The sequence below is a fragment of the Conexibacter woesei DSM 14684 genome (assembly GCF_000025265.1).
In the GTDB taxonomy this organism is placed as follows: Bacteria; Actinomycetota; Thermoleophilia; order Solirubrobacterales; family Solirubrobacteraceae; genus Conexibacter; species Conexibacter woesei.
The window spans coordinates 6,322,437-6,342,157 of record NC_013739.1; the positions used below are offsets into that span (position 1 = coordinate 6,322,437).

22 protein-coding genes and 1 tRNA gene are annotated in these 19,721 nt (G+C 70.8%); 10 read left to right on the plus strand and 13 right to left on the minus strand.

The window, feature by feature from the left end; all coding sequences use genetic code 11:
- Position 1: 1 nt before the first annotated feature.
- The 8 genes from CWOE_RS29670 to CWOE_RS29710 all read left to right on the plus strand — a co-directional run bounded on the left by CWOE_RS29670 (position 2) and on the right by CWOE_RS29710 (position 8,071).
- Positions 2 to 1,468 carry an alpha,alpha-trehalose-phosphate synthase (UDP-forming) gene (locus CWOE_RS29670; RefSeq protein WP_012937360.1) on the plus strand — a complete coding sequence of 489 codons (1,467 nt, stop codon included), beginning with the start codon at positions 2 to 4 and terminating at the stop codon, positions 1,466 to 1,468.
- Positions 1,469 to 2,130: 662 nt separating this feature from the next.
- Positions 2,131 to 2,475 carry a 30S ribosomal protein S6 gene (gene rpsF, locus CWOE_RS33735; RefSeq protein ID WP_049793456.1) on the plus strand — a complete coding sequence of 115 codons (345 nt, stop codon included), beginning with the start codon at positions 2,131 to 2,133 and terminating at the stop codon, positions 2,473 to 2,475.
- Between the two features lie 142 nt (positions 2,476 to 2,617).
- Positions 2,618 to 3,091, plus strand: a complete 474-nt coding sequence (locus CWOE_RS29685) for a single-stranded DNA-binding protein (RefSeq protein ID WP_012937362.1) — start codon at positions 2,618 to 2,620, stop codon at positions 3,089 to 3,091.
- Positions 3,092 to 3,123: 32 nt separating this feature from the next.
- Positions 3,124 to 3,450, plus strand: coding sequence for a 30S ribosomal protein S18 (rpsR, locus tag CWOE_RS29690; protein WP_012937363.1), 327 nt, complete (start codon positions 3,124 to 3,126; stop codon positions 3,448 to 3,450).
- Positions 3,451 to 3,453: 3 nt separating this feature from the next.
- A complete protein-coding gene (rplI, locus tag CWOE_RS29695) occupies positions 3,454 to 3,906 on the plus strand; it encodes a 50S ribosomal protein L9 (RefSeq protein ID WP_012937364.1) in 453 nt (150 codons plus the stop codon).
- A gap of 156 nt (positions 3,907 to 4,062) precedes the next feature.
- On the plus strand, positions 4,063 to 5,424 hold the full coding sequence (dnaB, locus tag CWOE_RS29700) for a replicative DNA helicase (RefSeq protein WP_012937365.1): 1,362 nt from the start codon (positions 4,063 to 4,065) through the stop codon (positions 5,422 to 5,424).
- A 45-nt stretch (positions 5,425 to 5,469) separates the two neighbouring features.
- Entirely contained in the window at positions 5,470 to 6,789 is a 1,320-nt protein-coding gene (locus CWOE_RS29705; protein WP_012937366.1) for an adenylosuccinate synthase, read from the plus strand.
- A 7-nt stretch (positions 6,790 to 6,796) separates the two neighbouring features.
- Complete coding sequence (locus CWOE_RS29710; protein WP_012937367.1) at positions 6,797 to 8,071, plus strand: nucleotide sugar dehydrogenase; 1,275 nt, start codon at positions 6,797 to 6,799, stop codon at positions 8,069 to 8,071.
- 14 nt (positions 8,072 to 8,085) lie between these two features.
- On the opposite strand, the gene wecB is transcribed toward CWOE_RS29710, so the two are convergent.
- Both wecB and CWOE_RS29720 read right to left on the minus strand, forming a co-directional pair.
- Complete coding sequence (gene wecB / locus CWOE_RS29715) at positions 8,086 to 9,153, minus strand: non-hydrolyzing UDP-N-acetylglucosamine 2-epimerase (protein WP_012937368.1); 1,068 nt, start codon at positions 9,151 to 9,153, stop codon at positions 8,086 to 8,088.
- A gap of 14 nt (positions 9,154 to 9,167) precedes the next feature.
- A complete protein-coding gene (locus tag CWOE_RS29720; RefSeq protein WP_012937369.1) occupies positions 9,168 to 9,953 on the minus strand; it encodes an aminotransferase class IV in 786 nt (261 codons plus the stop codon).
- A 93-nt stretch (positions 9,954 to 10,046) separates the two neighbouring features.
- Between CWOE_RS29720 and CWOE_RS29725 the strand changes: the two genes are divergently transcribed.
- A complete protein-coding gene (locus CWOE_RS29725) occupies positions 10,047 to 10,934 on the plus strand; it encodes an SDR family oxidoreductase (RefSeq protein ID WP_012937370.1) in 888 nt (295 codons plus the stop codon).
- 13 nt (positions 10,935 to 10,947) lie between these two features.
- Here the strand turns inward: CWOE_RS29725 and CWOE_RS29730 are convergent.
- The 4 genes from CWOE_RS29730 to CWOE_RS34550 form a co-directional block, all read right to left on the minus strand.
- A tRNA-Lys gene (locus CWOE_RS29730) sits at positions 10,948 to 11,020 on the minus strand.
- A 102-nt stretch (positions 11,021 to 11,122) separates the two neighbouring features.
- On the minus strand, positions 11,123 to 11,821 hold the full coding sequence (locus CWOE_RS29735; protein WP_012937371.1) for a hypothetical protein: 699 nt from the start codon (positions 11,819 to 11,821) through the stop codon (positions 11,123 to 11,125).
- 3 nt (positions 11,822 to 11,824) lie between these two features.
- The gene (gene tatC / locus CWOE_RS29740; protein ID WP_012937372.1) at positions 11,825 to 12,829 is read right to left on the minus strand and encodes a twin-arginine translocase subunit TatC; all 1,005 of its coding nucleotides are present in this window, start codon (positions 12,827 to 12,829) and stop codon (positions 11,825 to 11,827) included.
- A 19-nt stretch (positions 12,830 to 12,848) separates the two neighbouring features.
- Positions 12,849 to 13,154, minus strand: coding sequence for a Sec-independent protein translocase subunit TatA/TatB (locus CWOE_RS34550; RefSeq protein ID WP_012937373.1), 306 nt, complete (start codon positions 13,152 to 13,154; stop codon positions 12,849 to 12,851).
- 107 nt (positions 13,155 to 13,261) lie between these two features.
- Here CWOE_RS34550 and CWOE_RS33740 point away from each other — a divergent pair, with 107 nt between their 5' ends.
- Positions 13,262 to 13,678, plus strand: coding sequence for a hypothetical protein (locus CWOE_RS33740; protein WP_012937374.1), 417 nt, complete (start codon positions 13,262 to 13,264; stop codon positions 13,676 to 13,678).
- A 15-nt stretch (positions 13,679 to 13,693) separates the two neighbouring features.
- Here the strand turns inward: CWOE_RS33740 and CWOE_RS29750 are convergent, their stop codons facing one another.
- From CWOE_RS29750 to hemL, 7 genes are all read right to left on the minus strand, one after another.
- Entirely contained in the window at positions 13,694 to 14,692 is a 999-nt protein-coding gene (locus tag CWOE_RS29750) for a polyprenyl synthetase family protein (RefSeq protein ID WP_081425572.1), read from the minus strand.
- A gap of 135 nt (positions 14,693 to 14,827) precedes the next feature.
- Positions 14,828 to 15,574 (minus strand): bifunctional demethylmenaquinone methyltransferase/2-methoxy-6-polyprenyl-1,4-benzoquinol methylase UbiE, encoded by a 747-nt coding sequence (gene ubiE, locus CWOE_RS29755; protein WP_012937376.1) that lies wholly within the window; start codon positions 15,572 to 15,574, stop codon positions 14,828 to 14,830.
- Between the two features lie 10 nt (positions 15,575 to 15,584).
- Positions 15,585 to 16,319 (minus strand): c-type cytochrome, encoded by a 735-nt coding sequence (locus CWOE_RS29760; protein WP_012937377.1) that lies wholly within the window; start codon positions 16,317 to 16,319, stop codon positions 15,585 to 15,587.
- A gap of 7 nt (positions 16,320 to 16,326) precedes the next feature.
- Complete coding sequence (locus CWOE_RS29765) at positions 16,327 to 17,133, minus strand: cytochrome b (protein WP_012937378.1); 807 nt, start codon at positions 17,131 to 17,133, stop codon at positions 16,327 to 16,329.
- A 3-nt stretch (positions 17,134 to 17,136) separates the two neighbouring features.
- Positions 17,137 to 17,799 (minus strand): QcrA and Rieske domain-containing protein, encoded by a 663-nt coding sequence (locus CWOE_RS29770; protein WP_012937379.1) that lies wholly within the window; start codon positions 17,797 to 17,799, stop codon positions 17,137 to 17,139.
- A gap of 96 nt (positions 17,800 to 17,895) precedes the next feature.
- On the minus strand, positions 17,896 to 18,426 hold the full coding sequence (locus CWOE_RS29775; RefSeq protein ID WP_012937380.1) for a hypothetical protein: 531 nt from the start codon (positions 18,424 to 18,426) through the stop codon (positions 17,896 to 17,898).
- Positions 18,423 to 19,718 (minus strand): glutamate-1-semialdehyde 2,1-aminomutase, encoded by a 1,296-nt coding sequence (hemL, locus tag CWOE_RS29780; RefSeq protein WP_012937381.1) that lies wholly within the window; start codon positions 19,716 to 19,718, stop codon positions 18,423 to 18,425. The genes CWOE_RS29775 and hemL overlap by 4 nt, the downstream gene beginning before the upstream one ends.
- Positions 19,719 to 19,721 lie beyond the last annotated feature (3 nt).

Here is a 19,721-nt window from a genome sequence, read left to right on the forward strand (position 1 = left end):
GTTGAGCTCTGCCGAAGGCGCACCCCTCGTCCTCGTCTCCAACCGAGGGCCCGTCACGTTCCAGGAGGACGGCGAGGTCAAGCGCGGCGGCGGCGGCCTCGTCACCGCGCTCACGGGCCTCGCATCGCACCGCGACGCGATCTGGATCGCGTCCGCGATGACCGAGCAGGACATCGCGGTCTCCGATGAGCACGGCGGGCGCCCGTTCACCGCCGAGCTGCCCGACGGCGGCAGCTACAAGGTGCGGCTCGTCGCCTCCGATCCGGGCGCGTACGACCGCTTCTACAACGTCTTCGCGAACCCGATGCTGTGGTTCATCCAGCACTACCTGTGGGACCTGTCGAACGCGCCGGACATCCGCCGCGAGGAGGTCGAGGCGTTCGAGTTCGGCTACAACGTCGTCAACGAGGACCTCGCGCGCGCCGTGCTGGAGGAGATCGACGGGCAGGAGGAGCCGGTCGTGATGGCGCACGACTACCACCTCTACACGCTCCCCGGACTGGTCCGGCGCGAGCGGCCCGACGCGTTCCTGCACCACTTCATCCACATCCCCTGGACGCAGCCGGACACCTGGCGCGTGCTGCCGACCCGGATCCGCCGCGAGATCTACGAGGGGCTGCTGGCGAACGACATCATCGGCTTCCACACCCGCTCCTACCAGCGCAACTTCCTCCAGTGCTGCCGCGACCTGATGGACCTGGAGGTCGACTTCGAGCGCGGCATCGTCTTCTGGCACGAGCACGAGGTGTGGGTGCGCGCCTACCCGCTGCCGATCGACGCCGACGCGACGCGCGCGGTCGCACGGCGGCCGCGCACGGCCGAGTTCGAAGGCGAGCTGCTGCGGCGCCGCCGCGAGCACCTGATCCTGCGCGTCGACCGCGCCGACCTGTCGAAGAACGTGCTGCGCGGCTTCACCGCGTTCGACGTCTTCCTCGAGCAGCACCCGGAGTTCCGCGAGCGCGTGACGTTCGTGGCCCAGTTGATGCCGTCGCGCACCGACGTGCCCGAGTACGCCGAGTACCTGGAGCGGATCGAGGCGGTCGTCGCGGTCGTCAACCATCGCCACGGCACGCCCGACTGGATGCCGATCCACCTGAAGCTGCGCGACGACCTCGAAGAGGCGGTCGCGGCGTACAAGAACTACGACGTGCTGCTCGTCAACGCGATGTTCGACGGCATGAACCTGGTCGCGAAGGAGGGCCCGCTCGTGAACGAGCGCGCGGGCGTCTCGATTCTGTCGGAGAACACCGGCGCGCACGAGGAGCTGGGCGAGTTCGCGCTGTCGGTCAACCCGTTCGACATCCAGGAGCTGGCCGACTCGATCCACGCCGCCCTGACGATGTCGCCGGAGGAGCGCAAGCGCCGCCTGGAGGGCTTGAAGGGCATCGTCACCCAGCGCGATCCGGGCGACTGGATCGACGAGCAGCTGGCCGACATCCGCAAGAAGGAGCGCGGGGACGGCACCTGAGCCGCACCCGCGCGCGATCCCTCACTCGAACGCGAACTCGCTCCCGCTGGCCGGCGGCGGCCGACCGGCCGGCGCAGGCGTCGGCGGGGCGGATGGCGCGGGCGCGAGCGGTGGGTGCGGCGCCGCCGGCGCAGGTGGTGCCGTCACCGTCGCCGGTGCGCGCGAGGTGCGCGGCCCGGATGGTGACCGCTTCGCCGATCTCAGCCGGCGCGGCGAGCGGTCACGGCGCGGCGACCTGCCCTCCCCTCTGCGCCGCACCCGACCCCGGCGTCCCCGGTTCGGCTCCGGCGACCGCTGCGGTGGGGGCTCAGCCGTTGGCCGCCCGGCCGTCGGCGGCTCTGAGACGGGCCGCTCGATCGCGGGCGGCGCGTCGGCGCTCTCCGCTCCGGCGACCGGCGGCGGGACGGTCGGTGGCGCAGACCCGCGGCTCCAGACGACGGCCAGCGCGATCGTCGCGACCACGGCGACGGCACGCGCGACGTTGCCCCACCGGATCCGCGGCGAGGCACCGTGTTCGGGATCGTCGGGCGACGGTCGGTCGGCGGCGCGCATTCCATACAGAGCGGGTCGGACGCCAGATTTCGCCCCCCGTGCGCTATAGTGCTCCGCCGCTGTCCAGCAGACGAAAGCCCATGGCCGAACTCACTCCCATTTACGACCTCATGCTCCTGCTCCGCACGTCCGTGGAGGACGAGCGTCGAGCGCAGATCCGTGCCGACGTGGAGCAGACGATCGCCGACAACGGCGGTCAGATCGAGCTGACGCAGGAGTGGGGCGTGCGCAACCTCGCGTACGAGATCGACCACGTCAGAGACGCCGAGTACCACCTGCTGCAGTTCAGCGGGCCGGCCGAGCTGGTGGAGACGCTCTCCTACAACCTGAAGATCGCCGACGGCGTCCTGCGCCATCGCATCATCAAGGTCACGCCGGGCACGCCCGCGCCGCTCGATCCCCCGGTCGGCGCCATCGGCGCTCCGCCGGTCGAGACGGTCGAACCCGCCGCTTGATCCGCGGCGGGACCTCGTTCTCTCACACGACACCCACAAGGCTGTGACGTTTCAGCGCAGTTTCCGGGGTCAGGTCGGTTCGACCCCCCGGAACGCGGTCTAGACTCGAACGCCGCTGGTATCTGCCGCCGAAAGGAGCCTCATGGCCGCCACCAACATCAACCGTGTCGTGATGACCGGGAACCTCACTCGCGATCCCGAGCTGCGCTCGACGCCGAGCGGCATGTCCGTCTGCAGCCTGCGCATCGCGTGCAACACGCGCCGCAAGGGCGCGGGTGGCGAGTGGGAGGACAAGCCCAACTTCTTCGATGTCACGGTCTGGGGCGCACAGGGCGAGAACTGCGCCCGCTACCTGGCGAAGGGCCGTCCGATCGCACTCGACGGCCGGCTCGAATGGCGCGAGTACGTGACGCAAGAAGGGCAGAGACGGCAGGCAATCGATATCATCGCCGATTCCGTGCAGTTTCTCGGCGGCCGCGACGAAGCCGGTACCGGGAACGGATTCGCAAGCCCGCGCCCCGATGTGGCGGGCGGGAGCGATGTTCCGATCGACTCCCAGGACTTCCGTTCCGCGCCTGCGCCGTCCGCTCCCGCCGACGACGACATCCCGTTCTGATCAGAACACTTTCAACGAGGTAAGGGCCAAGAGTGGCGAAGCAACGTAGGCGCCCCACGAGGCGGCGTGACAAGAAGGGCGGTACCGGGTCCAGCCGGCGCAAGCCGTGCCCGTACTGCAAGGAGAAGGTCGACCAGGTCGACTGGAAGGACATCGGCTCGCTGAGAAAGTTCGTGTCCGAGCGCGGCAAGATCCGCTCGCGGCGCATCACCGGCGCCTGCCGTCGTCACCAGAACCAGGTCTCCCGCGCCGTCAAGCGGGCGCGTGAGCTGGCGCTGCTGCCGTACGTCGCCGAGGCTGCGCCCGAGCGCGCCGGCGGCCGTCGCGACCGCGGCGATCGCGACCGCGAGGATCGCTGAGCCATGCCCCAGGCGATCCTCCTCCAGGACGTCGAGCAGCTCGGTGAGAGAGGCGCGGTCGTCGACGTCTCGCCGGGCTACCTGCGCAACTTCCTGATCCCGCGCAAGCTCGCCCAGCCGGCGACGAAGGGCGCCCTCGAGGTCGCCGAGCAGCGTCAGGCAGCTGCCGAGCGCGCCGCCAGAGAGGCGAAGGACCGCGCGCAGGAGAACGCTGCGATGCTCGGTCGCACGGTCCTCACGATCGCCCAGCAGGCCGGCGACGACGGTCGCCTGTTCGGCTCGGTCACCTCGCAGGACATCGCCGACGCGATCCGCGAGGCACGCGGCATCAGAGTCGACAAGCGCAAGATCCAGCTCGAAGAGCCCATTCGCAACATCGGCACCCACATGGTGGTCGTCGAGATCGAAGAGGGCGTGCACGCGACCGTCAAGACGATGGTCGTCGAGCAGAAGTAGCACTCAGCACGGAGCCTTATCTCGTCCACGGGCCGCGGTCTCACCGCGGCCCGTCGTCGTTCCGGGCGCACGGCACGCGCCCGCGAGAAGTCCTGCGGTGATAGCGGGTTCTTCGCTGCTTCCGCCTCCCGCCCGACCTACACTCGTCCCTTCCCCATGGCCGCCATCGAGCAGCATCAGCATCCCCTCGCCCCGCCGCACAACCTCGAAGCCGAGCAGTCGGTGCTCGGGGCGATCCTGCTCGCGGACACGACCCTCTACGGCCTCGTCATCAACGAGGGGCTGAAGCCCGACCACTTCTACCGGACCGAGTACGCGACGGTCTACCAGGCGATGCTCGACCTCTACGGCGAGAGTCGCGAGATCGACGTGCTGACGGTGACCGAGCAGCTGCGCTCGGTCGGCAGAATCGACGAGGTCGGCGGCCCGGCGGCGGTCGACGCGCTCGCCGGCGCGGCGCCGGCGGCCGGCAACGTGCGCGAGTACGCGCGCATCGTCCACAACAACGCGCTCCTGCGGCGGCTGCTGAGAACGACGCAGGAGATCCAGGCCAACGTCTACGGACACGCCGCTCCGGCGCGCGAGGTCGTCGAATGGGCCGAGCGCGACATCCTCGACGTCGCCCACGATGACCGCCAGAAGGACTTCCGCTCCGTCGGGGCAGTGCTCGACGACGAGATCGACAAGCTGCACCGGCTGTCGGTCCAGCACACGTCGCTGACGGGCACGCCCTCCGGCTTCAAGGACCTCGACGAGGTGACCGGCGGCTTCCAGCCCGGCAACCTCATCATCCTCGCCGCGCGTCCCTCGATGGGCAAGTCGGCGTTCGTCACGAACATCGCCGAGAACGCCGCGATCGAGCACAGAAAGCCCGTCGCGCTGTTCTCGCTGGAGATGTCCGAGGCCGAGCTCGCGCAGCGCTTCGTCGCCTCCCAGGCCCGCATCAAGGGCGAGGACCTGCGCAAGGGCAGAGTCGCCGAGAATCGCTGGCCGAAGATCCTCGAGGCCTCGCAGCGGCTCGCCGACTCGCCGCTCTACGTCGACGACTCCTCCGACATGAGCATGCTGGAGGTGCGCGCGAAGGCCCGCCGCCTGCACCAGCAGAACCCCGGCGGCCTCGGCATGATCATCGTCGACTACCTTCAGCTGCTGCGCCCGGACGGCCGCGTCGAGAGCCGCGTCGAGCAGGTCGGCCAGATGAGCCGCGGGCTGAAGATCCTCGCGCGTGAGCTGCAGGTGCCGGTGATCGCGCTCTCGCAGCTGTCCCGCGCGGTCGAGACGCGCACGGACAAGAGACCGATCCTCTCCGACCTGCGTGAGTCCGGCCAGATCGAGCAGGACGCCGACCTCGTGATGTTCATCTTCCGCGAGGAGTACTACGACAGAGAGTCCGAGCGCGAGGGCGAGGCCGACATCATCATCGCCAAGCACCGCAACGGCGGGCTCGCCGACATCGTGCTGACGTTCCAGAAGGAGTACCCCAAGTTCATGAACTTCGCCGGGGACCGCTTCGGGTAGGCAGGCTGGGGGCGAAAGCTCCTCTTCCCTACACTGTCCATCGCTATGTCAGGCATCGTGATCGTCGGCGCCCAGTGGGGCGATGAAGGCAAGGGCAAGATCACCGACCTGCTCGCCGAGCGGGCCGATGCGGTGATCCGCTTCCAGGGCGGCAACAACGCCGGCCATACGATCGTCCGCCACGGCGAGACGTGGAAGCTGCACCTGATGCCGTCGGGCATCCTCTACCCGGGCAAGACCTGCGTCATCGGCAACGGCGTCGTGATCGACCCGAAGGTGCTGACCGACGAGCTGGACGAGCTGCGCGGCCGGGGCGTCGACACGAGCGGGCTGCGGATCTCCGCCAACGCCCACATGATCATGCCGTACCACATGATGCTCGACGACGCCGGCGAAGCGAGACTCGGGAAGCTGAAGATCGGCACGACGCGCCGCGGCATCGGCCCGGCCTACGCCGACAAGGCGTCGCGCATCGGCATCCGCGTGCAGGACCTGCTCGACGAGAAGATCCTGAAGAAGAAGATCGTCGCCGCGCTCGAGCCCAAGCGGCTCGCGCTGCGCCCCTTCGCACGCGACCCGAGGCTCGACCTGCAGGCGATCACCGAGGAGTACCTCGCCTACGGGCGGCGCCTGTCCGAGTACATCGCCGACACGACGAGCCTCGTGTGGGACAAGCTCGACAAGGGCGACATGGTGATCTTCGAGGGCGCCCAGGGCGCGCTGCTCGACATCGACCACGGCACCTATCCGTTCGTCACCTCCTCGAACCCGATCGCCGCCTCGGCGTGCATCGGCAGCGGCGCCGGTCCGAAGGACATCGACGAGATCTGGGGCATCGCGAAGGCGTACAGCACCCGCGTCGGCTCCGGCCCGTTCCCGACCGAGCTGCACGACGCGCTCGGCGACGACCTGCGCAGAAGAGGCGGCGAGTTCGGTACGACGACCGGCCGCTCGCGCCGGATCGGCTGGCTCGACCTCGTCGCGCTGCGCTACGCGGCGCGGCTCAACTCGCTCACCGCGCTCGTCGTGACGAAGCTCGACGTGCTCTCCGGCCTCGACACGATCAAGGTGTGCACCCGCTACCGCGGCGAGGACGGCGCGGAGTTCGACACGTTCCCGTACCACCAGACGGTGCTTCACCACGCGACCGGCGACTACGTCGAGCTGCCGGGCTGGAGCGAGGACATCAGCGAGGCGCGCAGCGAAGAGGAGCTGCCGGAGAACGCCCGCGCCTACCTCCGCTTCATGGAGGAGTTCATCGGCGTGCCGATCGTCCTGGTCAGCGTCGGCCCCGGCCGCGAGCAGACGATGTGGACCGCAGCCGGCCGCGCGACCGCTCCGGGGCAAGCCGTTCCCGCCGGCTGAGCCCGCGATGAACGTCGTCGTCGTCGCGCTCGGCAAGATCGGGCTGCCGCTGGCAGTGCACGTCGCGCGCGCCGGCCACCACGTCGTCGGCTGCGACGTCGACGCGCGTGTGTGCGAGCAGGTCAACCGCGCCGAGGAGCCGTTCCCCGGCGAGGCGGGGTTGAAGGAGGCGCTGGCCGAGGTCGTCGGAGACGGCCGGCTGCGCGCGCAGACCGACACGACGGCCGCGGTCGCCGAGGGACCGGATCTCGTGATCGCGGTACCGCCGCTCGTCGTCGACGACCGCGCGCGGCCCGTCTGGACGATCCTCGACAGCGTCGTCGCGGACATCGCCGCGGGGCTGAGAGCCGGCACCACCGTGAGTGTCGAGACGACCGTCCCGGCCGGGACGACGAGAGAGCGCATCTCGCCCGCGCTGGCGGCCGGCAGCGGACTCGTCGCCGAGCAGGAGTTCTTCACCGTCTTCAGCCCGGAGCGGGTCTACAGCGGGCGGATCTTCAGAGACCTCGACACGTATCCGAAGCTGCTCGGCGGCCTCAGCGCCGCCGGCGAGGCGCGCGGCGTCGAGCTGTACGGCTCGTTCATCGGCGGCGACGCCGAGGTCTGGCCGATGGGGACCGCGGAGGCGGCGGAGCTGACGAAACTGGCGGAGACGACCTACCGCGACGTCAACATCGCGCTCGCGAACGAGTTCGCGCAGCATGCGGACGTGCTCGGGATCGACGTCGGCCGCGTGATCGACGCCGCCAACAGCCAGCCGTTCAGCCACATCCACCGCCCCGGCGTCGCCGTCGGCGGGCACTGCATCCCGGTCTACCCCCACTTCTATCTCCAGGGCGACAGCGGCGCACAGCTGCCGGCGACGGCGCGCAGAATCAACGGCCGGATGCCGTCCTACGCGATCGACCTGCTCGCGGCGGCGCTCGGCGGCACACTCGCCGGCGCCCGCGTGCTGATCCTCGGCGTCGCCTACCGCGGCGGCGTGCGCGAGACGGCGTTCTCCGGCGCGTTCGGCCTCCGCGACGCGCTCGTGGCCGCCGGCGCCGAGGCGGTCGCTGCCGATCCGCTGTACAGCGACGAGGAGCTGATCGAGCTCGGCTTCGCGCCGTGGAACGGAGGCGCCGTCGACGGCGCGGTGCTGCAGGCCGACCATCCCGAGTACCGCGGCCTGACGCCGTCCGACCTGCCCGGCCTGCGCGCGCTGGTGGACGGCCGCGACGCGCTCCAGCTCGAGCCGTTCCGTGCCGCCGGCGTCGCCGTGCGGCGCATCGGGCGGCCGTAGCCACCTAGCAAGCGTTAGGTCAAGAGCGCGACGGCGGTCGCGACGCGCTCTCCCGCCTCGCCGTCGCCGTACAGCTGCGGACGCTCCGGTGGCGGTATCCGCTCCAGGGCGACGGCGGCAGCGGCGGCGTCGAGGTCGACGAGCACGTTCCAGCCGGCCTCGACCGTCTCGACCCACTCAGTGTTGGGGCGCATCGTCACGCACGGCACGCCGGCGAGGTACGCCTCCTTCTGGACCCCGCCGGAGTCGGTCAGGACGGCGTGGGCGTTGCACAGCAGCGCCGTGAAGTCGAGGTAGCCGAGCGGCTTCGCCAGCCGCATGTGGTCCGCCTGCTCCAGCGCCGCGAGCAGACCAGCGTCGACGAGGCGCGCACGCGTGCGCGGGTGCAGCGGGAAGACGGTCGGGCGGTCGAGCGACAGCAGCAGCGCGACGAGCTGCGCGAGGCGCGCCGGGTCGTCGACGTTGCCGGCCCGGTGGGCCGTCGCGAGCACGTAGCCGCCCTGCTCCACTCCGTAGGGCGCCAGTGTGTCGGTTCGGGCGCGCGCGCCCGGCTGCAGCAGCAGCGCGACGTCGACCATCACGTCACCGACCAGCTCGACGGTCCCGTCGACCGACTCGCGCCGCAGGTTCTCGACGGCCGTCTGCGACGGCACCAGCAGCAGACGCGAGAGGTGGTCGGTGACGACGCGGTTGACCTCCTCGGGCATCGAACGGTCGAACGAGCGCATGCCGGCCTCGACGTGCGCCACCGGCACGCCGGCCTGCACCGCCGCCAACGCGCCGGCGAGCGTCGAATTCGTGTCGCCGTAGACGAGAACCGCGTCGGGCCGCACGTCCGCGAGCAGCGGCTCCAGCGCAGCGAGCATCCTGGCGGTCTGGCCCGTGTTGGTCCCGCCGCCGATCCCGAGCAAGTGCTCGGGCGGGGGCAGCTTCAGCTCGTCGAAGAAGACCTGCGACAGCTCGCGGTCGTAGTGCTGGCCGGTGTGAACGGTGATCTCCTCTGCCCGCGAGCGCAGACGCGAGGAGACGGCCGACGCCTTGATGAACTGCGGGCGGTTCCCGATGACGGTGAGGATGCGCATCTCTTCGGTCCCGGTCAGCGCAGCTCGGCGAGGATCCGCTCGTGCAGCCGCGCCGCGACGTCGCGCGTGACCGGGCCGACGGCGAAGGCGGCGGCGTCGATCGCGACGACGGGCTGGACCTCGCGTGTGGTGGAGGCCAGGAACGCCTCGTCGGCGCGCGCGATCTCCTCACGCGTCACCGGCCGCTCGTCCGCGCCCGCCACCTCGATGACGCGGGCGCGCGTGATCGAGGCGAGCACGTGGTCCTCCAGCGGCGTCGTCGCGAGCCGGCCGTCGGCGACCCAGAAGATCGACGCGGTCGGGGCTTCCAGCACGCGCCCGTGCGGCGTGACCAGCAGCGCCTCGTCGAAGCCTCGTTCGCGCGCGATCCGCGTCGCCAGCATGTTCGGCGCGTACGACAGCGACTTGATCCCGTCCAGCAGCCGCGGCGGCGCATACGTGACGGACGACAGCCGGATCGTCGGCGGGTTGGCAGGCAGCTCCTCGGTCGTCAGCACGCGGCGCCCGCCGCGCGTCAGGACGATCCGCAGGCAGCCGTGCTCGGGCCCGGTCCCGGCCGCCGTCAGCAGCGTCGCGACGTCGGCGTGGACGGCGTCGAGATCGATCGGCAGTCTGAGGTTGGCGGCGGAGCGTTCGAGCCGCGCGAGATGGTCGGCGAGCGCGAACGGACGCCCGCCGTAGAGCCGCAGGACCTCGAAGACGCCGTCACCGCGGATCAGGCCTTCGTCGGTGACCGGGATGCGGGCCTCGGCGGCCGGCAGCACGACGCCGTCGAGGCAGGCGAGGTGAGCAGTGGCCATCGGCCCAGGACTCTAGTGGGTTGCGTCCCGCGCTGGTTCGGGGGAGACTGGCCGGACAGCCAGTATCCGTCCAGCCACAGGAGGATCGCCCCGATGGCCAAGCAACCCCGCTCGCTCACCGGCAAGGTCGTCGCCATCACCGGCGGCGCACGCGGCATCGGCCGTGCGACGGCGGCGGCGCTCGTCGCGAAGGGCGCCAGAGTGGCGATCGGCGACCTCGACCTCGCCGTCACCGAACGCACGGCGCAGGAGCTGGGAGGCGACGTCGTCGCGCTGCGGCTCGACGTGACCGACCGCGCGTCGTTCGCGCAGTTCCTGGAGCAGACGGAGCAGCGCCTCGGCCCGCTCGACGTGCTCGTCAACAACGCGGGGATCATGCACCTCGGCGTGTTCGCGGAGGAGTCCGACGGCGCCGCGACGCGGCAGATCGACATCAATCTGCACGGCGTGATCACCGGCTCCAAGCTCGCGCTCGCTCGCTTCCTGCCCCGCCGCACCGGACACCTCGTCAACGTCGCGTCGACGGCGGGGAAGACCGGGATCCCGGGCGGAGCGACCTACTCGGCGACGAAGCACGCCGTCGTCGGCCTGACCGACGCGATTCGCGCGGAGCTGCGCGGCAGCGGCGTCGAGACGAGCGTCGTGATGCCGGTGCCGGTCAACACCGAGCTCGCGGCCGGGCTGCAGCAGGGCCGGGGGATCGAGGTCGTCGAGCCGGAGGACGTCGCGAACGAGATCGTCGCCGCGCTCGAGTTCCCCCGTCACGACGTCTTCGTCCCGCGCTCGGTCGGGCCGCTCACGAGATTCGCGCTCCTGCTGCCGCGCGGCGTCGCCGAGCGCATCGGACGGCTGATGAGAACCGACAAGATCCTCGCCGGAGCGGACCCGGCCGCGCGAGCGGCGTACGAGCAGCGCGCCGCGGAGAGCGAACCCGCGGCGCATCCGGAGAGGGAGGAAGCGGCGGCCGAGGCCGCCGGCTGAGGGGTGCTGCGAGTGGGCCGTGAAGGAATCGAACCTTCAACCTTGGGATTAAGAGTCCCCTGCTCTGCCAATTGAGCTAACGGCCCGGGACGGTCGGCGAACCAGCAGACCGGCAGAGAATCTTAGAGGGTCCAGCGCCAGCGTGCGTGTCGGGCGGATGGCACAACGCCGGCGCCGCCCGGCGCGGCTCATCTGGTTCTGATCTCGCCTCTCTCGATGGCCTCTCTCAGCTGCTGCTCCTGGATGTCTCTCTTCGCTCTGTCGAGCGACGTTCTGACAAGTCTGCGCTGTGCCTCGGGCGCAAGCTCGACCGCCTTGGCCGCCGCGAGGTCGCCTCTGCGTTCCTGCCCCGCGAGATAGGCGAACTGCGCCAGCTGGCTGAACGCCGCGGACGATGGCTCCTGCTCGGTGACGATCTCGAGCGCGGAGGCCGCTTCGTCTGGTTCGTTGAGCGCGCCGGGAGCGAACGCCTGCGCCATCAGGCGGGCCACGTTGGCGTCGGGTCTGGCGGGGTCGAGCGCGAGGTATCTGTCCCACGCTCTCTGGGCCGAGCGGAGCTTCTCCTGCCCCGAGGCGGTGAAGCTCTGCTCGGTGGCGTTGAAGTTGTCGCCCTGGCCGGCCGTGAGGTACCGGGCGCGTGCGAGGGTGGCCCACGCCGCCGCGTCCTGCGGATTGGCTCTGACGGCTCTATCCGCTCTCTTCTCAGCGTCGCTCACCTGCGAGCTGACGTCGGAAGAACCGTCGTTGAAGACGTCGAGCAGGCCGCCGCCACCGGTCCCGGTGCCGACGCCGAACAGCACCAGACCCCCGCCGATCAGGACGGCGAGGCTGAGATAGACGATCTTGACGGCGGTTCTCCGCCCTCTGCTCTGCAGGTCGAACAGCATGGCTCAGCTTCCCTCGTGATCCTCGCCGTCCAGCGGCTCCAGCGCCGCGAGCTCGTCGCGGTCCCCCCGCCGCCGGTCGGCAATCGTGAGGAGAACGATACTGAGCCCGTAGAGCAAGAGCAGCGGAACCATCAGGATCACGGTTGTGACGGGATCGACGCCGGGCAGAACCGCCGCCACCACGGCGATCGCGACGATCGCGTAGCGCCAGCTGCCGCGCAGCTGGCGGGCGCTGAGGATCCCGACGCGGTTCACCGCCAGCAGTCCGACCGGCAACTGGAAGATCAGGCCGGTCGAGAGCAGCGCCATCGCCGCGAAGCTGTAGTAGTCCTTCGCCCGCAGCAGCACGTCGAAGTTCTCGTCGTTGAAGTTCTGCAGGAACGAGATCGCCGGCGGCATCACGAGGTAGTAGCCGAACGCGACGCCGGCGATGAAGAGGAACGGGACCATCATCATCATCGGCAGCGCGACTCTGCGCTCGGTCGGGCTGAACGCGGGCAGGATGAACGCGTACGCCTGGTAGAGCAGGATCGGCAGCGAGAACAGCAGCGCGAAGTAGGCGACGACGGTCAGCGTCGCCGTGAACGGCTCGCCGACGCCCGTCGTGATCGGGACGCGCGGCGGCGTGATTCTCGGCAGCGCGTCGGCCGCCTGTCTGATTCTCGGCAGCGCGGCGCCGAGCGCGGCCTTCGTCGCCGGCGAGATGCCGGGGTCTCTCTGGATCGCGTCGAAGCCGTCCGCGATCGCGCTCAGGCCGGTGCCGACGCTTCTCTGCGCGGCGGCGGCCTGCCCGAGGCGGCCGTTGTTCATCGGGTCCTGCGCGGTCGGCGTGCTCTCCTTCAGCGGGACGTTGATGAAGTCGAGCAGCGCGCGGTTCTGCCAGAAGCAGATCGCGAAGATGACGACGAACGCGATCGCACACGTGACGAGCCGCGAGCGCAGCTCGTCGAGGTGATCGACGATCGTCAGCCGATCGTCATGCGCGATCGGCTTGAGGGCAGTCGCCATCGACGTTGCCGCGGTTGGCTCAGCCGCGCTGCTCAGGCGCTGCGTCGGCGGGTGCGGCGGGCGCCGCCGGAGCGGCGGGCGCGGCGTGCTGCTCGACCGGCGCGGCCGTGGCGGCCGCGGGCGGCTCGTCAGCCTGCGACTTCGTCAGCGCGGGGCGCCCGGTGGCGTCGGTCGCCTCGTCGTCGTCCTTCCCGGTGAGGGAGTCCTTGAACTCGCGCATCCCGCCGCCGAGCTGCTTCCCGAGCGAGGGCAGGCGCTTGGGCCCGAAGATGACGAGCACGATGACGAGGACGACGATGAGTTCGAGCGGGCCGATGTTTGGCATGTGATCCCTCCGGTGGAGTCCTACGAAGCGTACCGAGTCCGCGATCACCGACATACGGAAATCTCACTCAAGTAACTGCCGGCAGCGGCCGATCCTGTGATCAAGCCATGAGCCGCTCCGCAGACCATCACTCCGTCCGCCGCATCGTCCTCCCGAGCGGGAGAACGATCGAAGTGCTCTACTTCGCGGACCATCCAGCGGAGACGGGCGGTTCCGCCCCCGCTGAGCCGTCTGAGGGGCTCCACGTCTGCCCCGCCTGCGCGTCACGGCTCGTGAGCCCCGTGGCGTGGGAGGAGGCCGGTCCGTCACACTGGGACGTCACCCTTCATTGTCCGAACTGTGACTGGCTCGGCAATGGTGTGTTCGTCGAGGAGCTGGTCGAGCGGTTCGACGAAGAGCTCGATCGCGGCACGGAGGCGCTCGTGAGCGACCTCCAACGTCTGATGCGCGCCAACATGGAAGACGAGATCGACCGTTTCGTCACCGCGCTCGACGCGGACCAGATCTGGCCGATGGACTTCTAGGGCGCGCTCGGCGCCCTACGAGTAGCGCTCGACGACTCCGTCGGCGACAAGTTCGAGCGTCGCCTGCTGACGCAGCGGCAGCGCCGGCAGGCCCGCCTTCGCCTCCGCGACGACGGCGAGTGCCCGCTCCTTCGCATCGCTCAGCGCACCAGTCGCCGCGATCCGGTCGCAGATCGACTCGGCCTGCTCAGCCGTCGCGAGCGCCCGCAGGTCGGTCGCGGCGAGCGCCGGGTCGCGTTCCCGGGCGATGATCAGCGGCAACGTGACCGTGCCGTCGAGCAGGTCCGTCCCTCGCGCCTTTCCGGTGCGGCTCGCCGGTCCCGAGACGTCGAGCACGTCGTCGAGCAGTTGGAACGCGAGGCCGATCCGCCGGCCGAACGCCGCGAGCGCCTCATCGGGACCCGCGGTCGCGAGCGCGCCGAGGCGGCACGCGGCCTCGAACAGCGCACCCGTCTTCAGCTCGCACCGTTCGAGATAGCGATCGAGCGAGACGCCGACGTCCCATGCGTCGGCGCGCTGCATCAGCTCGCCGGCGGCGAGCGCCGAGCTGGCGCCCGAGAGGGCACGCACGTCGGCCGCCTCGCCGCTGGCGGCGAGCTCGGCGAACGCGCGCGAGAACAGCAGGTCGCCCGTCGCGGTCGCGACCGTGCGTCCCGCGGCGGCGAAGACGGTCGGGCGGCCGCGGCGCACCGGCGCTCTGTCGAGCACGTCGTCGTGGACGAGGCTCGCGCTGTGGATCAGCTCGACGGCGACGGCAGAGCGGATGAGGCGGTCGGTCGGAGCGGCCGACTCTCCCGCGGCGAGCAGCACGAGCAACGGCCGCAGGCGCTTGCCGCCCGCGGCGATCGTCGTTCCGGCGTGCTCGGCGAGGAGCTGGCCGTGCCCGGCCGTCAGCTCCGTGAGACGCTGCTCGACCCGCTCCATCAGAGAGCCGAGCTGGGGCCCGGCGGCGCGTACGACGGCGTCGAGCGTCGCCGCGGTGGCCATCAGTGCCCGGTCCGGTGACGTGCGCATCGTTCTGGCGCCGTCATCGTCGTGTCTGGCAAGGACGCAGACCCGAAGGAAGGCCGCCAGGCCTTTCGAGGGTCGAGGACGCCGCCAGTCGCGGCGAGGGCAAGCCAGAGCGAGCGCACGTTGCCGGACCGGGCACTAGCCCGGGACCTCGCCGACGTGCATCGCGATGATGCCTCCCGCCGTGAGGACGTAGCGGACGTTCGTCAGACCGCTGCGCGCGAGCGCGGCCGCCAGCTCATGCGGCCCCGGGAAGCGGCGGACGGAGCTGGGCAGGTAGGTGTAGGCGTCGCTGTCGCCGGCGAAGCGGCCGAGACCCGGCACGACGCGGTCGAACCAGAGGCGGTAGAAGGTCGACAGCGGCGGGCGCGTCGGCGTCGTTATCTCCAGCACGACGACCTTTCCGCCGGGGCGCACGACGCGGCGCATCTCCCGCAGGCCCTGCTCGAGGTCGGAGAAGTTGCGCGCGCCGAAGCCGACGGTCGCCGCGGCGAACTCACCGTCGCCGTAGGGCAGCTCCAGCGCGTTGGCCCACTCGAAGCGGATCGGCGCGTGAGGCACGGCCGGCGTGCGAGCACCCTTCTCGCGCGCCAGCTCGAGCATCTGCTCGGAGAAGTCGCAGCCGACCACCTCGCCGCCGGGGGCGACGCGACGGGCGAGCTCGAGCGAGAGGTCGCCGGTCCCGCAGGCGACGTCGACGACACGGTCACCCGGCGTGACCGCCGCGAGGTCGACGGCGCGTGCGCGCCACTTGTGATGGAGCCCCGCCGTCATGACGGAGTTCATGCGGTCGTAGACGCGCGCGATGCGATCGAACATCGCGCGCACCTGCGGCTCCTCGAGCCGGCCGTCCGCGGGACTCAGCTGTCCGCTGCCGCCGCTCATCGGCGGGCGCCTACTTGAGCGATCCGAGGAAGGCGACCATCGCTCTGAACTTCTCGGGCTCTGTCTCCGAGAGGCTCTGGAACGACGGCATCGGCGCGGTCGGGTTGCGCAGGGTCTGCGCGATCGCGGCCGCGGGCAGATCTCTCGCGATGTGCGTCAGTCTCGGTCCCGGGCCGTGGTTGCCGTTCTCGCCGATCTGGTGGCAGGCGAGGCAGCCGGACTGGGCCACGACCATGCGGCCCTGGTTCCACTCCGTCAGCGCGGCACCCTGGAGATCGGACGGCGGCGCCATGTCGATCTCGTTCGGGGAGCCGGCGTTGGCGCCGAGGAACGTCAGGTAGGCCATCGCGAAGATCGTCAGGATGCCGGCGGCCGTCGCGATCGGCCGGCGCTCGGGCCGGCGTTCCGCGCCGCGGTCGTAGAACGGCAGCAGGAACAGCAGGATCATCGCCAGCGTCGGGATGCCGATGGTCGCCATCGGCACGTACTCCGGCGGCTTGATGATCCGCAGCACCTCGAAGAGGAAGAAGAAGTACCACTCCGGGCGGGGAACGTAGGTCGTCGTCGTCGGATCGGCCTTCGGGCCGAGCTCGGCGCCGAGGACGATCGACATCACGATGATGACGACGAGGACGATCGCCGCCATCGCCGAGTCCTTCGCGATCGCGTAGGGGAAGAACGGCTTGCCCTTCGCCTTCAGCTGTCCGTACTCGCGGAGGTACTGTTCCTTCTCGAGCTGGTTCATCGCGGAATCAGACCTCGTCCTCGTTCTGGCCCGTGTCGGACTCCGCTCTCATCCACGGCGGAGCCGTCGTTCCCAGCTTCGCCACCAGGTAGAGGTGGGCGCCGATCAGCGCGGCGATGAGGCCTGGGACGAGCATCATGTGGATCGCGTAGAAGCGCGAGAGCGTGGTGGCGCCGAACTCCGGGCCGGCACGCAGGAAGTCGGACAGGTACGGGCCCACGAGCGGACCGGTGCCATTGATGTTCACGCCGACGATCGTCGCCCAGTAGGAGCGCTGGTCGAACGGCAGCAGGTAGCCCGTGAAGGACATCGCCATCGTCAGGATCAGCAGTGCGACGCCGATCACCCAGTTCAGCTCGCGCGGATACTTGTAGGCGCCGAAGAAGAACGTTCGCGCCATGTGCAGGAAGACGAGGATGACCATCACGGTCGAGCCCCATCTGTGCATGCCGCGGACGAACTCGCCGAGGAACGCGTCGTTGACGATGTAGCGGACCGACTCGTACGCGCGCGTCGGCGACGGGTCGTAGTACATCGCCAGGAAGACGCCCGTGACGGCCTGGGAGAGGAAGGCGAACATCGTCGCCGACCCCAGCGTGTAGAACCAGTTGGTCCCCTTCGGGACCTTGCGGAACATCATCCAGCGCAGGCCGCCCGAGAGGGAGGTGCGCTCGTCGATCCAGTCGACGACGTGGATGCCGCCCTCGGCCGCCTGCTCGACCGGCGTGGCCGGGCCGTCGGCGGAACCGGGGCGCTTCGGCTTCGGCTGGAGCGCCGTCGGCAGCGGAGGAGTGGGAAGTCTGAACTTGGGCATGGACTACTTCTCCGGCGTCGAGAAGCGGGCCGGGTACAGGTACTGGCCGATGCCGTCGAGCGGCTGGCCGGGGTCACGCGGCGAGAAGCGGCGCAGCTCGCTGTTGACGCTGTAACGGGCGCCGACGAGCACCTTGCCGTCCTCGATTCTCGTGTAGAAGCGATCGAGCGGGCGGACCGGCGGACCGCCCTCGCGAAGGCCGCGGAAGTCGTAGACGCCGCCATGACACGGGCAGAGGAACTTGCCGGCGGCGGGCGTGAAGCGGACCGGGCAGCCGAGGTGGTTGCAGCGCGTCGAGATCGCGATGACCCGGTTGTACTGATCCTCGGTCTCGGTGTCGATCTGCGGGTTGCGGAGGCGGACGTACGCCGTCGTCTTGCCGGCCTCGCCGATCCCGTTCACGATCGTGAAGACGCGCGGGATGTAGTCCTCTTCGTTGAAGTCGCCCAGCGCGCCGATGTCCTGCCACTGCATCTTCGTGCGCTCGAAGACCGGTCCTATGGCGAAGCCGAGGGCCGGGAGCGCGAAGGCGGCGACGGCGACGCCGCCGAGACCCTGGGCGGTCACGTTCATGAACCGGCGGCGGGTGACGGTCTCTCCCTCGAACGCCCCGGGCATGCCCCGATCGGCGGTGTAGGGAGAGGATTTCTTGTGCTTGTCGCTCACGATGAGAGTCCGTATTGGCGAGCCGGATGGATCGCGGCGGGAACCATAGCGACAACGACACCCCGTGCGTCGCACGGGTGGCGTCCGCCCCAGCAGCTATGGGCGATCCGGGACTCCCGCAGCGTCGCGCAGAGCGGCGGCCGCGTCCACCTCCCCGGCGCGTGCGCGCTCCTTCGCGCGCGCGTGCGCGTCGGTGGAGCCGTCGCCGATCGCGGCGGCGGCGCTCGCCCAGGCGGCGTCAGCCAGCTCAGCGGCGTCCGTGCGGCCATCCGCGGCGTCAGCGTGAGCCTGCGCGCAGAGCGAGATCAGGTCGGCCAGCTCGGCGACCGCGTCGAGGTCCCCCAGCGCCGCGAGGCGGGCGAGCCCGAGCGCGTAGAGACGGTCGCCGCCGAGCAGCGCGAGGTCGGGGTCGTCCGGCTGCACGACGCGACCCTCGCCGTAGTGCAGGAGATAGCCCTCGCGGACCGCGGCGAGTACGAGTGCGTACTCCTCGGGCGCGCGTCGCGCGCGCGAGCCGGCGGCGGCCCGCGTCGTGTGCGGCTCGTCGGCCGGCGGCGCGACGAGCGCGTCCGCGAGCAGGCTGCGCTCGGCGCGCAGCTCGTCGGCGAGCCGTGCGAGCGCGCTCACGGTCCGACCTCGGCGAACGCCGCGGCCGCCGCGGCGAGCGTGCGCTCGATCGCGTCGTCGTCGTGGGCGAGCGACGGGAACCATGCCTCGAACTGCGACGGCGGCGGGTAGACACCGCGCTTCAGCAGCGCACGGCACCAGGCCGCGTGCGCGTCGCGGTCGCAGGCGACGGCGCCGGCGTAGTCGCGGACCGGGTCGGCGGAGAAGAAGACGGTCAGCAGGCCAGGAACGGAGACGACCTGAACTGCGCGGCCGGCGGACGCGGCGGCGTCGTGCAGCCCGGCGGCGAGCCGTTCGGTGGTCGCCCCCAGCCGGGCGTAGGCGTCGTCGTCGAGCAGGCGCAGCGTCGCCAGGCCGGCCGCGACCGCGAGCGGGTTCCCGGACAGCGTCCCGGCCTGGTAGACGTCGCCGGCCGGCGCGATCCGCTCCATCAGCGCGCGCGGACCGGCGTAGGCGGCGGCGGGGACGCCGCCGCCAAGCACCTTGCCCATGATCGTCAGGTCGGCGCGCACGCCCGCACGCTCCTGCGCGCCGCCGCGCGCGACGCGGAAGCCGGTGATCACCTCATCGAGCACGAGCAGTGCGCCGGTGGCGTCGGCGCGCGCGCGCAGCAGCTCCAGGAAGCCGTCCGCGGGCGGGACCAGGCCCATGTTCGCCGGATAGGGCTCGGCGACGATCGCCGCCAGCTCGTGCGCCTCGGTCGCGGCGAGCAGCGCATCGGGGTCGTTCCACGGCACGATCACCGTCGCCGCGGTCGCCGCGGCGGGGACGCCGGGGCTCGCGGGAATGCCCTGCGTCGCGAGGCCGGAGCCGGCCTCCGCCAGCAGCCCGTCGACGTGCCCGTGGTAGGCACCTGAGAACTTGAGGATCGTCTCGCGGCCGGTCGCGGCACGCGCGAGCCGCAGCGCGCTCATCGACGCCTCGGTCCCCGACGACGTCATCCGCACCATCTCGACGGACGCGAAGCGCGCGACGACCTCCTCCGCCAGCTCGACCTCGCCGGCCGTCGGCGCGCCGAAGCTCGTCCCGCGCGCGGCGGCCTCGCCGACCGCCGCGACGACCTGCGGGTGCGCGTGGCCGTGGATCAGCGGACCCCACGAGCAGACGTAGTCGACGTAGCGGTTGCCGTCGGCGTCGACGATCTCGGGTCCCTCGCCGCGCGCGACGAAGATCGGGTCGCGGCCGATCGCACGCATCGCGCGCACCGGCGAGTTGACGCCTCCGGGCAGGACCCTCAGCGCCTCGGCGTACAGCGCGCTCGAGCGCGCGTCGTTCAGCGTCGGTTCGGACATCGG